The sequence below is a fragment of the Sulfitobacter sp. M13 genome (assembly GCF_053474885.1).
In genome coordinates this window covers 1,113,605-1,126,341 of sequence record NZ_CM130281.1, presented here as the reverse complement: position 1 = coordinate 1,126,341, position 12,737 = coordinate 1,113,605, and the positions used below count along the sequence as shown (strand labels likewise).

Genomic DNA, 12,737 nt, shown 5'->3' with positions numbered 1-12,737 from the left:
CTGCCTTGTTACTTGCCTTTGACGCTGACGCTGGTGTTGGGGTCCAGCGACACCGTGCCCTGCTTGCGAATGTGGTTTTCCACGACATCCCAGATCGGAGGGCCTTCGGTGCCTTCGTTCACACTGGCCCACCCCGCGACCTGATAGGACTTGGCCGGATCAATGCGTTCGCCGGTTTTCAGCAAGGTCAGTTCGGTGATGCGGCTGCCTTGGGGTTGGGTCACATCAATGTGGTAGCCAAGACCGCCTGTGCGCACCATATCGCCGCCCTGCTGGTAATAGGGATTGGGGTTGAACAGGTTGTCGGCCACGTCTTCCAGCACGACATGCAGGAATTCACCGGTCATCTCTGTACGGTAGGCTTCGGGGTAGCTCATGGAGGTGACGTTAAAGATGTCTTCGCGGGTGATGTCCTGACCCGGCAGGATCGAGGGCCCCCACCGTACGCCGGGGCTAAGCGCGATGTCGGCCTCGCGCTCGGACAGCAGTGCGTCGCAAATCAAGTCATCCCATGTGCCGTTAAAATTCCCACGCCGGTACAGCAGCGTGTCCTCTGCGGTGGTGCCGATCACCTCGGTCAGTTGATCGAGGTAAGGCGCACGCTGTTCGTCGATCAATGCGGTCATCGCGGAATCAGGTGCAATCACATCCGAGAAAATCGGGATCAGCTTGTGCCGGAACCCCATCATACGGCCGTTCTGCACGTCCAGATCGACGCGGCTGACGAATTTGCCGTTCGACCCTGATGCCACGATAATCGTCTCGCCCACCAGCACGGGTTCGGGCAGCGCGTCATGGGTGTGGCCGGATAGGATCACGTCGATCCCCGTCACAATGCCCGCCATCTGCTTGTCCACATCAAAGCCGTTGTGGCTCAGGCAAACGACCAGCTCGGCCCCTTTGGCGCGAACCTCGTCTACCATTTCCTGCATACGCTCGTCGCGGATACCAAACGAGTATTCGGGGAACATCCAGCCGGGGTTGGCAATCGGCATATAAGGGAACGCCTGCCCGATCACCGCGACCTTGACGCCGCCGGTCTCGTAGAACTTGTAAGGGGGGAACAGCTCGGCCGGTTCGTCCCATTCGGCGTCAAAGATGTTCTGGCCCAAGGCCGCAAAAGGTAGTCCCTCCACGATCTCGGCAACGCGGTCAGAGCCAAGCGTGAATTCCCAGTGAAAGGTCATCGCGTCGGGCTTGAGCGCGTTCATCACGTTGACCATGTCCTGACCTTGCGTGTGGTAGCAGGTATAGCTGCCGTGCCACGTATCGCCGCCATCCAGCAGCAGCGCGTCAGGCCGGTCGGCGCGGATCTGGTTGACCACTGTCGCGACGCGGTCCAGCCCGCCCATCTTGCCGTAGCCCTGTGCCAACGCGGTGAAATCATTATAGGTCAGCGCATAAGCCGACGGGCTGCCATCGGCGATGCCATAAAGCTTGCGGAAATCCGCACCGGTCACATGCGGCACCTGCCCGCGGTTCTCGCCCACACCGATATTCACCGACGGTTCGCGGAAATAGATCGGTTTAAGCTGCGCGTGGATGTCGGTCACGTGGATCAGGCTGACGTTGCCGAACGTGTCGAATTCCAGCAGCTTGTCCTGCGTGAGCGCCTGTTGCGCGGCCAGTTTGCCCCAGTTGCCAAAAGAAGACGCACCATACAGAGCTGTTGCAGCCATACTAGCCTGAAGAAAATCACGACGAGAGATCATAGATTGGCCTTTGTGACACGCAATTCATATGCGCATGTTTGAATAACATTGTGAGAAAAAAAACCTGCCTCGCATCAGCAAGACAGGTCTTTTCAGGTTAGTTGCGGACAGAAGGTCCTTCGACCGAAAGCCCGTTGCCACGCGAGCCTACATAAAGCTCCAGAGCCACGAACTCGGGGCTGCCGGGGGCAAAGGTTTCGGCACGGGTGTCGCGCACGCAGCCTTTGAAACGGGCCTGCACCGCGTTCAGCTTGGTGTTTTTCAGACGGTAGGTCGGAAAGCCGTTGATCTGGCCCTGGCTCAAGTGATCCGCGCGGATCATGTTGCCATAGTTGTCTTCGTGGCAATTCGCGCAAGACAGTTCAAGCTGGCCGAAACGGGTATAGTAGATTTCCTTGCCCTGCTCCCATGTGGACTGGGCCGGACCGTCGATGGCGACATTCACCGGCAACCCGCGCGACACCGAAGAAATTAGCGCGGTCATGTTCACCATGTCACCGCCCGTGTATTTCCACTTTTCCGCGCCCATGCGGTTCTCGCGGCAATCGTTGATCTGCATTTCAAGCGTACGCACCTCGCCTGCAGATTCCACAAACTTGGGATAGACCGGACGCACGCCGGCCATCTCGGACGACGCACCGTGACAATCAGCGCAGGATTTACCCTCTTCGCCGTCAGCGGTGTTCCAGGCGTCCTCGGCCTGCTCCACAAAGATCATGCCGGGGTTATCAAAATCATCGGCTTGCATCGCGCGGGTTTCGGTGCCGCGAAACAGCCAGCCCGACATGACCTCGTCGACCGCATCCGACATATGCGCCGGTGCGGCGGTACGGGTCACGATGTCGATGTCTTCGTTGATCACCAGCGTATCGTCAGCGGGTTCAGCAAAGGCCCCCGTCGACATCAGCACCGCAGCAACGCACGCGCTGAGACCTTTTGTGAAATTGCTCATTTCTGTTCCTCCCAAGGATGCGGACGCTTAGCTGATCGTGATGTCTTTGGTTTCCTCGTAGACATCGCCGTCATCGTCATACCACGTGAAAGTGAATGTCCCCGCTTCGGGCACTGTCGCGTCGAATTCGAAATACGGGTTGGTCGAGATCGCAGGTTCCATCGTCACATCGACAACATTCTCACCGTTAAAATCACAGGTAAAACGGTTGATGATCGACCGAGGGATCGTGTTGCCGTCGTCGTCCTTGCGTTGACCGGATTCCATCTTGTGGCTGATCAATGTCTTGATCGTGATGGTTTCGCCAGCCGCTGCTGACTTGGGGACTTTGACGCGGGGTTTTACACCAGATGCCATATTATTCTTCCTCTAAGCCTTAGCCGCCGCAGCCGCCGATTGTTACTTTAATGGTACTGGTTGCCTTGGCAAAAGAGCCGTCCGCCAGCTTGGCAATGGCGATCACATCTTGCGTGCCCGCCAGACGAATGCGCGTGGATGCGTGCTGTGTCGCGGCAAGCGGGCCGAACTTGAAGGTCGCCACGGGCGGCGTGGGATTGCCAAGCGCCAGCACCAAGATTTCGGTCGCGCCGGGGGCGTCTACCTCGATCGGGACAGTATTGCCGTTTTCCGCAATCTCTGGGGCGGTCAGGGTGACACCTGTGTCCGCCATGTCAGCGCCACCGGTAAAGGCAGCAATCGCGTCGTCACCGGCAGCAGCCACCGCCAGCTTGGGCAGGAACAGCGCGGCAAAGGCACCTGCCCCCATCACAATCGCACTACGTCGTGTAAATTCCATTATCATCACTCCTGATCAGATCCCGCGCGGGGGCTCTTAGTCTTTCAATGTGGCAAGATAGGCCACGACATCCTCGATCTGCTGCGCGGCCAGGACTGGCCCCAGCGTGTCGTCGGCGGCCTTGCCGGTATAGGCTTTGCCCGGACGGATATAGCCGCTGTCCTTGTAAAAGGCGGGCATCATCGTCCCTTCGAACATCATCTTGGCGTTGGCAACGATGCCGCGCAGTTCGGCTTCGGTCCAGCGATCACCGGCACCATCTAGCATCGGGCCGATTTCACCCTGCCACGGCACGTCGGGCAAGGCGCTGATCTGGTGGCAGGCAACGCAGTTACCCAACTTTTTGTTGCCAACGATCTTGGCCCCCTCTTCGGGGTTGCCGGGCGTGCCGGTCAGCGATTGCTCGACCGCGCCATAATCGTCATAGGCCACGTCACCGGGGACCACGTCGGCCGCATGGGCAGCCGCCGCAAAGCCAACAGAGGCCACCAAGGCAAATACGGAAACTTTCATGCGTCCTCCCACAGACATTACTTTTGAAAACACTACTGCCCGCGCCGAAATGACGCAACTATAAATTCAACTTTTTGAATTTTTAAGCACAGCAAGCCACTTAGCAATTCCTACCGCCGCTATTTCTGCTCTTCAATCAGCATACGCGCATGATATTTCTGGAATGTCTCGTCGCCCTCATAGCCCTTGTCCACGACCCAGTTCATCATGTGAAACGTCGTCGCCGGACCAAAGGCACCCGGCACGGTCGCGACCGCGGCTTCGACCGCTGTCTGCCCTTCGGCAACGGTTTGTGGGAAATACATCAGCGTCGGCGTGAACATCTGACGCCATTTGCGCACCATATCCTTTTCGGGCAGCGTTTCTCCGTCAAAGTCGGTGACCTCGACATCGCCGAACATATTGATCTGCACGACATAGAAGTTGTCCTTGAGGTAGGCGTCGATCTTGGGCAGCGGAAAGACCTCTTCGTGCATCTTGGTGCAATAGATGCAGCCGCGTTGTTCGATGATGAGCATCAGGCGTTTGCCCTCGTCCGTGGCCTCGGCCAGATCCTCGCGCAGGTCCTTGAAGGTGTCGCGCATCCATGCGGCCTTGTGCAGACCGTCATCGCCCAAGGGTGCAGCCCCACCCGCCGTCGCCAGACATGCCGCGGCCACAAGCGCGGCCAAACTGTTTCGGATTATCTTCATCACAAGGTCCCTCCGGTTGTTAGCCAATGACGCTGAAAACGGGGAAGGTTTCAAGCATCCACTGCGCAATATAGTTGATCGAGTTCGTAGCGATCAGCAGACCAAACACGATCAGCAGTACCCCCATCGCTTTCTCTACCGTGCCCAGATGCTGCCGGAACCGCGCCATCCAGCGCATGAACGGGCCGATGAACAACGCTGCCAGCACGAAGGGCGCGGTCATCCCGATACCATAGGCCAGCAAAAGCAACCCGCCCGTCACTGCCGTTTCTGCGCCGGCGGCGGTGAACAGAATCGCCGCCAGGACCGGGCCGACGCAAGGGGTCCAGCCAAAGGCAAAGGCCAGCCCGATGACATAGGCCCCCCAAAAGCTGGTCGCGGTGGTGCTGCCCGCATCCGCGCGAAACTGGCGGTACAGAAATCCGATGCGGATCACCCCCAGAAAATGCAGCCCCATTGCAATGATAACCGCCGCCGCAACCCATCGCAGAACGTCAAAGTAATCACGCACGATCTGGCCAAAGGTGGTCGCTGCCGCGCCGAGCCCCACAAAGATCGTGATCACCCCCGCCGCAAAAAACAGCGCCGCGATCACCGCGCGACGGCGCACGCCCGCGTCAATCGGCCCGTCTGCGGTGATCTGGTTCATGCCAACCCCCGCCAGATAGCTTAGGTAGAACGGGACAATCGGCAGAATGCAGGGCGATAAAAAGGACAATAGCCCAGCCAGCGTCGCGCCTACAAAGGTAATTTCTAGCATGCAACTTGCCTTTATCTTGTACCATTCACATATTCACATTATGTATTTTGAAATCAACAGGTGAATTCCCTATGCGGCTGCGCACTGCTTTCTTATCCCTATCGGTGGCCGCGGGTCTGGCACTTTCCCCGATGATCGCGGCGGCTCAGACCACGCTGGTCATGGTCGAAGAGCAGGGCTGCATTTGGTGTGCCCGCTGGAATGACCAGATCGCGCCGATCTACCCCAAGACCCAAGCCGGCAAAGCCGCGCCGCTGCGCCGCGTCGATATCAACGATGAAAAACCTGCGGATCTGCACTTCGCGCGCAGCCTGCATTATACGCCCACTTTTGTGCTGATGGACGACGGCAAGGAAATCTCTCGGATCGAAGGCTATCCGGGCGAAGATTTCTTTTGGGGCGTGCTGGAAAAGATGCTATCCGACGCCGACCTGATGCCAGACCCCGCCAAAAGCTAGCGCACTCCTTATGCGCACGCCAATCCCTTCTCTCTACGCTAAGGATTCTAACCTGTGGGTATCCCCGGTTCCGATACAGAAATGAGCCAAGCCGATCTGGACCGTATGTCCGAGAACGCCATACGGGCCTCGAACTTCCTCAAGGCGATCAGCCACGAGGGGCGTTTGATGATCTTGTGCCACCTGTCTGCCGGCGAGAAATCGGTCACCGAGCTGGAGGCGCTGCTTTCGGCGCGTCAGGCTGCAGTATCGCAGCAGTTGTCGCGCTTGCGGCTTGAAGGGTTGGTGACCCCGCGCCGCGATGGCAAGACGATCTATTACCGGTTGGCGGATGACCGGCCCCAAAAGATCATGGAAGTGGTCTACGAGATGTTCTGCAAGCCAGACGCTCAGGACTAGCCCGCGTTCAGCACTGCTCCAGATAGGCCAATAACCGCGCTTCGGATGCGAAAAGGCCCGTTTTGCGGCCCACGTCGATAGCAGGCACGTCTGCACCCGCCAGATCAATCACCGCCGGATGAATATAGCTGTTGCGTGCCACCGTGGGCGTATTGCTCAGCTGTGCGGCAGCGGCTTCGGCCAGTTGCTTGATCGTCGCGTGCCCTTGTTCTGCGGCTTCAAAGGCGGCGACGGTGCCTGCCCAAGTGCGAAAGGTCTTGGCAGTAAAATCATCGCATCCCGCCGCTTCGGCGATATAGGAGTTCAATCCCGCAGAGTTGAGCTGTTGAACCGTGCCCTGCGCGTCCGCCCATGTCAGCAGCTCGGCCCCCGGCAGGTCGCTGACTTTCTCGAGCGTCTTGGCAAGCGTCCGGTCATTGATCTGACGCCGCACCTTCTTGCCCCCTTTTGCGGTGTACCGCAGACGGATCACATTTCCGTCGAGCTTGACGTGTTTCGCCCGCAACGTCAGCGTGCCATAGCTGCCATTCTCGCGGGTGTAGTCAGCGTTTCCCACCCGCAAGGACGCGCGATCGATCAACGTCACAGCGCTCGCCAGTGCAAAGCTTCGCTCGCCTGCCTCTTGATCCAGATCTCGGGCCACAAAGCGCCGCAATCGGGGCAACGCATGGGCGAAATCTATCAGACTGGCGAACTTCGTCTCTGCCTGTGCCTCGGACCATTTCTCGTGATAGCGGTACTGCTTGCGGTCACGCGCGTCACGCCCCGTGGCCAGCAGATGCCCATTCGCGAGCGGCGTCATCCACACGTTTTCATAGGCAGGCGGCACCGCCATCGCCTCGAGCCGCGCGCGTTCCGCCCCGCGGGCAATCATTGTCCCGTCTGGCGCTTTATAGGTGAACCCGCGCCCGTGGCGCTGGCGGGCAATGCCGGGGCGGTCATCCCCGTAATAGGTCAGCCCCGCGCCGCCCATCCGGTCAGGTCGCCTCGACTTCGGAGGAAAGCTTGAGCACCTCATCCCCGTCGTCCTGTTCGATCAACAACGCGGGATCATCGTCAGACCCGTTGCGTGTGACATCTGACCCTTTCAGGGTGCGTGTCACGCTTTTGGTAAACCGTTCCGTCACTTCGCCGGTGGCTGTGCCTTGCCCCCAGTCCCATTTCACTTTCGTGCCTTTGGAAATACCAGACATCGTCGTTCCCCCCCAACTGCTGTGTATGGAGGGATAACCACGGATGCGAGAAACGGTTCCCGCCGCTTAGACGCGCCAGCGCAACACGCGCGTCTCGATCGCCGCGATCACGGCACTGACGCAGACCCCCAGCACCGACAGCGTCACCACGCCCGCAAACAGGCGTTCAAGGTCATACAGGCTGCCGGCCTCAAGGATATATGCCCCGATGCCATATTCCGCGCCCAGCATTTCAGCGGCCACAAGCAGGATAATCGCAATCGCCAAGGAAATCCGCAGCCCCGACAAAATGCCCGGCATCGCCCCTGGCAGAACGATTTTTCGCACGATCGACCACCATGACAGGCCAAAGCTTTGCCCCATCCGGATCAGCCCGCGGTCCACGTTGTCCACCGCCGCATAGGTCGCCACGACCGTGGGCGTGAACGTCCCAAAGGCGATCAGTGCATATTTACTGCCCTCGTCAATGCCGAACCAGATCACGAACAGCGGCAGCAGCGCGATCTTGGGGATCGGGAACAGCGCCGCAACGAGGGGCACCAGCCCTGCGCGCACATAGCTGAACAACCCGATCATAACGCCCACGCCCACGCCGACCAAAGCGCCAAGGGTCGCCCCCACGGCCAGCCGGCTAAGCGACGGGGCAAGATGTTTATACAGCATTCCCGATTGCCACAGCTCGACAAAGGTCATCGCCACATCCGACGGGCGCGGCAAGGTGAGGTTCGTGATAAACCCACTGCGCGTTCCCCATTCAGCAAAGAGGATCAGCAGGACAAAGACCAGAATACCCATGCCCCGCCGCTGTTTCGGAGCGAACCCGCCCCCGCGAAAATCGACGCGGCGGCTGGTTGTGTGTGCTGTGTCAGACATGAATTAGCTCCGCATCGGCGGCAGCGGCTTCTTCGCGCATCAGCCCCCACAAATGTTGTTGTTGCGCCTCAAGGGCGGCGTCGCCATAGGCGCGCTCTGCCAGCGGGGTGGTCAGATCAACCACCTCGCGGATTTGTCCGGGACGGCGCGACAGGACCACGATCTTATGCCCCAGACGCACGGCCTCTGCCAGATTGTGCGTGACATAGACGGCGGTGAAAGGCTGGCGTGTCCACAGGCTGATCAGATCGTCCATCAACAGTTCGCGCGTCTGGCTGTCCAGCGCGCTGAGCGGTTCGTCCATCAACATCACCGCAGGGTTCACCGCCAAGGCGCGTGCAATGGCCACCCGCTGTTTCATCCCGCCAGAAAGCTGTTTGGGCAGGGCATCGGCAAATTCGGTCAGCTTGGTGCGCGTCAGCACATCGTCGATGATCCGCGCCCGCGCAGCGGCGTCCAGCCCGTGATCCTCAAGCACCAGCGCCACATTGCCGCGCACGCTGCGCCACGGCAGCAAAGCGAAATCCTGGAACACATAGGTCAGCGGGTTCAGACAGCCAGCAGGCGGTGTGCCCAGTTGCAGCACCTCGCCCGACGTCGGCTGCTCCAGCCCGCCAAGCATCCGCAGCAGGGTCGACTTGCCACAGCCCGAAGGCCCGACGATGCAGACAATCTGCCCCGACGGTATATCAAGGCTGATGTCGCGCAGCACTTCGGTCTCGCCATAGTAATGGCTGACGTTCGCTAACCTAAGATCCATGAGAACCGTCCTGCAATATCAAAGGCCGGGCAAAGGCTGCCCGACCTTACGTTGGTAAAGGGGACGCGATCAGGCGCCGATGGTGTCGACGAACGACGTGTCGATCAGTGTCTCAAGCGTGATATCCGCATCCACCAGACCTTCGGACTGGAACCACTCAAGCTGGTCGCGCACCGATGCCACGTTCAACGCGGCACCCTCGTTCAGACGCATGGTGCCGTTGACGATGCCCGGTGTCGCGGCCTCTAGCGTCTTGTCGGTATAGACATAGTTGTGGATCAGCTTGACCATTTCGGCCACGCCTTCAGCGCCGGCGGTCTGTTCGATCATCGCCGCGTTGTAGTCGGCAGCCCCCTTGGCATAGGCTGCAAGGTAATCCTGCGTTTGCTGCTTTTCGTCGGTCGCATTCTTGGTCGAGGTAAAGACCGTGGTGACCTGATAGTCGGGCAGATAGTCGGACACGTTCCCGATGATATGTACCGCGCCCGACCCCGCCAGTGGTTTGGCGATATGCGGCACGATCGACCAAGCATCAATCTGGCCGGTTTTCAGCGCACCGATGATTGCACCGACTTTTTGCAACGGCTTGAACGACAGGTTGATCCCCTCGGCCTGCGCCATCTTTGAGCCCATATAGTGAAAAGACGATCCCGCCGTGGTCATGCCATAGCTTTTCCCGTCCAGCATCGCAGGCCCAGTCACACCGGCCTGATAGGCCGCGTCAGAGGCTAGAAACTTCTGCCCGTCGATGCCCTTTTCCTCGGACAGCGCACCGCCAATAACCTTGATCGCGCCCTTGTCCGCTAGCGACACCAACCCGCCCGAAACCGCAGTCACGGCATAATCGACATCACCGCTGGCAATCGCCACGGCCATTGGTTGTGCCGCCTGAAAGAACTTGATCTCAACGTCCAGACCAGCCTGTTTGAAATACTCGCGCTGATAAGCCACGAACGTGCCTGAATGGCTGGTAAAGCGCAGCGCACCCAACGTGATCTTTTTACCTTGCGCAATGGCCGGCGCGGCCAGCCCGACGGCAGCGGCAGCGCCCATGGTGGCCAGTGTCTGGCGGCGGTTGAATGTGGTCATGATATCCTCCCCTTGGATTTGTGCGCACAATGGGTCGTGGCATGACGTAGTGTCAAGCACGCGCCCCGCGAAAACACCCCCTCGCGCCCGCATGACCAGCAACGTAATCGCGCCACGGCGGCTTCCAAATGGCCGCAAATCCTCGCCGAAGGCTCCCCAGATTGCCTCCGACAGCGACATTGCCTATATGGGCGCAAAGGGTGCTCCTGCCCCTCCCCTCCACAAAAGGCCCGATCCCATGACCTTCGACCGTTCGATCAAAATCGCCCCGTCTATTCTTGCTGCCGACTTTGCCAATTTTGGAGCCGAGTGCGAAGCCATCGAGGCGCAGGGCGCAGACTGGGTACATGTCGATGTGATGGACGGGCATTTCGTCCCGAACATCAGCTTTGGCCCAACCACATGCGCCGCGATCCGGCCCCACATCAAGGGCGTGATGGACGTGCACCTGATGATCGAACCTGTTGATCCCTATATCGACGCGTTTGCCAAGGCCGGTGCCGACGTGATCACCGCCCACGTAGAGGCCGGCCCCCACATCCACCGCACGCTGCAAGCGATCCGGGGCGCGGGTGCCAAGGCCGGTGTCGCGCTCAACCCCGGCACGCCTGCCTCTGCAGTAGAGCACCTGTTGGACGTCGCCGATCTGGTCTGTGTGATGACCGTGAACCCTGGCTTTGGCGGACAAAAATTTATCGACATGAGCGACAAGATCCGCACTCTGCGTGCGATGATCGGCGACCGTCCGGTCCATATCGAAATTGACGGCGGCGTTGATGTGAACACTGCGTCCAGCGTGGCGCAAGCAGGGGCCGATGTGCTGGTCGCGGGCTCTGCCGTGTTCCGTGGCGGGTCCGTCAGTAACCCCGCGCCCTACGGCGAAAATATCCGCGCCATCCGCGGCGCAGCCGAGGGCATTTACGTCTAAGCGCCAGCGCAGCAACACTTTCGGACAAAAAGGCCGGCACCCACCACAGGGACCGGCCTTTTTCTATTGGGTATCCCAAAGGCTATTAGGCAAGCTGGTCCTTAAACGTCTCGATCAGCTTGTGCTTGAGAATCTTGCCCGTAGGTGCCGCGGGCAGTGACGTCCCGATGATGAACTGGCTGGGGCGCTTATAACCGGTCAGCCGCTCTTTGACGAAGGCCTTGAGATCTTGCGGGTCAAGCGTGTCACCCTCGGCAATCTGGACAAAAGCCAGAACCTCTTCGTCATTGCCGGTGGACCGGCCGACCACAGCGGCCTGAATAACCTGCGGGTGATCGTTGATCGCGGCCTCGACTTCGGGCGGATAAACGTTGAACCCGCCGTGGATGATCAGCTCTTTCGAGCGTCCCAGAATGTGCAGGTGGCCGTGCTCATCGAAGGTCCCCAGATCGCCCGTGCGCAACCAACCGTCAGCACTCAGTACCTTGGCCGTCTCTGTCGGGTTCTTGTAGTAACCCTTCATCACATGCGCCCCGCGGGTCAGGACCTCGCCCTTGCCGTTGGTGCCCCCCTCGACGGTATCGTCGATCTTGGTCTCGATGCCAGGCAACGAAGGCCCGACCGAAATATCAGGCGATCCCAGCGGGTTGCTGGTGGCCGAGATACCAGCCGTGGATTCCGTCATGCCATAGCCATTCTGGATCGCAACGCCATAGAACCCTTCGGCCTTGCGCTTCCATGTCGGGTCAAGCGGCGCCGCCCCCGACGACACATAGCGCAGCGTTTCGGAGTTCAGCTGCGTGAGCCCTTGTTCCTTGGTGTATTGCATCAACAGCGCGTGCATCTGTGGCACGGCGGACAGGAAATTCACCCCCGTGGTCAGGGCTTGATAGAGTTTTTCGGCCGAAAAACGCGCCTCCAGCCGGATTTCGGCACCGGCACAGGATGATGCGGTCATGACCGAGCACAGACCAAAGACGTGGGTCAGCGGCAGCACGCCATAGACCACATCGCCCGGATTGATCCCGCGCAGTTTCGCCGACGCCTTGCCGCCAAAGCGCACGTTGGCGTGGGTCAGCATTACACCTTTGGGATCGCCCGTGGTGCCCGTGGTATAAAGCAGCACGGCCACATCGCTTAGCTCATCATCGGGGTTGCTTGCGATCGGCGTGGCCAGATGCATCGTGCCAAAGGCGCCGGTGATTTCTGCGGCGTTCAGAGTTTCGGCGTGGACTGTTGCATCAGATGAAGCATGGCAGGTCAGCACCACCGCAGCCGGCGCCGCATGGTCGATGATCCGCTGGATTTCGCCCGCACTTTGCCGTGCATTGACGGGGATAATGACGGCACCGGCTTTCCATGTGCCAAACACGGTCGCCACGGCGGCGGCACAGTTTTCCGACAGCATCAGGACGCGGTCATTGGGCTGCACACCGGCATCCTTGAGCGCCTGCGCGATGTCGTCGCTTGCCTTGTCGAACATTTTGTACGTCCAGCGTACCCCTGTGCTGTCGCTCAGCGCGGGCGCGTCCCCGCGTGCGGCCACTTGATCCGCCAGAAATTGCTCTACACGTACCATAATATTCCCTGCCTCCCCGCAGTCAGTCAGAAC

The 12,737-nt window shown here is 59.7% G+C and carries 16 protein-coding genes; 3 read left to right on the top strand and 13 right to left on the bottom strand.

The genetic code is table 11. The features are described 5' to 3' along the window. Positions 1–8: 8 nt before the first annotated feature. From soxB to ACVBAU_RS05345, 7 genes are all read right to left on the bottom strand, one after another. Positions 9–1,712: a thiosulfohydrolase SoxB gene (gene soxB / locus ACVBAU_RS05375; RefSeq protein WP_448328305.1), complete on the bottom strand. Its 1,704-nt coding sequence runs from the start codon at positions 1,710–1,712 to the stop codon at positions 9–11. A gap of 97 nt (positions 1,713–1,809) precedes the next feature. Beyond that, the gene (soxA, locus tag ACVBAU_RS05370) at positions 1,810–2,664 is read right to left on the bottom strand and encodes a sulfur oxidation c-type cytochrome SoxA (RefSeq protein ID WP_448328303.1); all 855 of its coding nucleotides are present in this window, start codon (positions 2,662–2,664) and stop codon (positions 1,810–1,812) included. 27 nt (positions 2,665–2,691) lie between these two features. Then, on the bottom strand, positions 2,692–3,021 hold the full coding sequence (gene soxZ / locus ACVBAU_RS05365; RefSeq protein ID WP_138924084.1) for a thiosulfate oxidation carrier complex protein SoxZ: 330 nt from the start codon (positions 3,019–3,021) through the stop codon (positions 2,692–2,694). Positions 3,022–3,040: 19 nt separating this feature from the next. Beyond that, the gene (gene soxY, locus ACVBAU_RS05360) at positions 3,041–3,460 is read right to left on the bottom strand and encodes a thiosulfate oxidation carrier protein SoxY (protein WP_138924085.1); all 420 of its coding nucleotides are present in this window, start codon (positions 3,458–3,460) and stop codon (positions 3,041–3,043) included. A gap of 36 nt (positions 3,461–3,496) precedes the next feature. Then, a complete protein-coding gene (gene soxX / locus ACVBAU_RS05355; protein ID WP_138924086.1) occupies positions 3,497–3,973 on the bottom strand; it encodes a sulfur oxidation c-type cytochrome SoxX in 477 nt (158 codons plus the stop codon). Positions 3,974–4,092: 119 nt separating this feature from the next. Then, positions 4,093–4,665: a thioredoxin family protein gene (locus ACVBAU_RS05350; RefSeq protein ID WP_138924087.1), complete on the bottom strand. Its 573-nt coding sequence runs from the start codon at positions 4,663–4,665 to the stop codon at positions 4,093–4,095. A gap of 19 nt (positions 4,666–4,684) precedes the next feature. Continuing rightward, positions 4,685–5,425 carry a cytochrome c biogenesis CcdA family protein gene (locus tag ACVBAU_RS05345; protein ID WP_237272202.1) on the bottom strand — a complete coding sequence of 247 codons (741 nt, stop codon included), beginning with the start codon at positions 5,423–5,425 and terminating at the stop codon, positions 4,685–4,687. Positions 5,426–5,496: 71 nt separating this feature from the next. Here ACVBAU_RS05345 and ACVBAU_RS05340 point away from each other — a divergent pair, with 71 nt between their 5' ends. Together ACVBAU_RS05340 and ACVBAU_RS05335 are read left to right on the top strand one after the other, a co-directional pair. Further along, positions 5,497–5,883, top strand: coding sequence for a hypothetical protein (locus ACVBAU_RS05340; protein WP_448328300.1), 387 nt, complete (start codon positions 5,497–5,499; stop codon positions 5,881–5,883). Positions 5,884–5,964: 81 nt separating this feature from the next. After that, the gene (locus ACVBAU_RS05335; protein ID WP_093733503.1) at positions 5,965–6,282 is read left to right on the top strand and encodes an ArsR/SmtB family transcription factor; all 318 of its coding nucleotides are present in this window, start codon (positions 5,965–5,967) and stop codon (positions 6,280–6,282) included. A 7-nt stretch (positions 6,283–6,289) separates the two neighbouring features. Here ACVBAU_RS05335 and ACVBAU_RS05330 read toward each other — a convergent pair whose 3' ends face one another. From ACVBAU_RS05330 to ACVBAU_RS05310, 5 genes are all read right to left on the bottom strand, one after another. Continuing rightward, the gene (locus ACVBAU_RS05330) at positions 6,290–7,255 is read right to left on the bottom strand and encodes a DNA topoisomerase IB (protein WP_448328910.1); all 966 of its coding nucleotides are present in this window, start codon (positions 7,253–7,255) and stop codon (positions 6,290–6,292) included. 4 nt (positions 7,256–7,259) lie between these two features. After that, a complete protein-coding gene (locus tag ACVBAU_RS05325) occupies positions 7,260–7,475 on the bottom strand; it encodes a DUF2945 domain-containing protein (protein ID WP_448328299.1) in 216 nt (71 codons plus the stop codon). A gap of 66 nt (positions 7,476–7,541) precedes the next feature. Then, on the bottom strand, positions 7,542–8,348 hold the full coding sequence (locus ACVBAU_RS05320; RefSeq protein WP_171048931.1) for an ABC transporter permease: 807 nt from the start codon (positions 8,346–8,348) through the stop codon (positions 7,542–7,544). Next, entirely contained in the window at positions 8,341–9,108 is a 768-nt protein-coding gene (locus tag ACVBAU_RS05315; protein WP_448328297.1) for an ABC transporter ATP-binding protein, read from the bottom strand. The genes ACVBAU_RS05320 and ACVBAU_RS05315 overlap by 8 nt, the downstream gene beginning before the upstream one ends. 69 nt (positions 9,109–9,177) lie before the next feature. Beyond that, positions 9,178–10,197 (bottom strand): ABC transporter substrate-binding protein, encoded by a 1,020-nt coding sequence (locus ACVBAU_RS05310; RefSeq protein ID WP_448328296.1) that lies wholly within the window; start codon positions 10,195–10,197, stop codon positions 9,178–9,180. A gap of 238 nt (positions 10,198–10,435) precedes the next feature. On the opposite strand from ACVBAU_RS05310, the gene rpe reads away from it, so the two are divergent. Beyond that, a complete protein-coding gene (gene rpe / locus ACVBAU_RS05305) occupies positions 10,436–11,125 on the top strand; it encodes a ribulose-phosphate 3-epimerase (RefSeq protein WP_335745040.1) in 690 nt (229 codons plus the stop codon). An 85-nt stretch (positions 11,126–11,210) separates the two neighbouring features. Here rpe and ACVBAU_RS05300 read toward each other — a convergent pair whose 3' ends face one another. Then, positions 11,211–12,704, bottom strand: coding sequence for a class I adenylate-forming enzyme family protein (locus tag ACVBAU_RS05300; protein WP_138924094.1), 1,494 nt, complete (start codon positions 12,702–12,704; stop codon positions 11,211–11,213). Between the last annotated feature and the right edge of the window lie 33 nt (positions 12,705–12,737).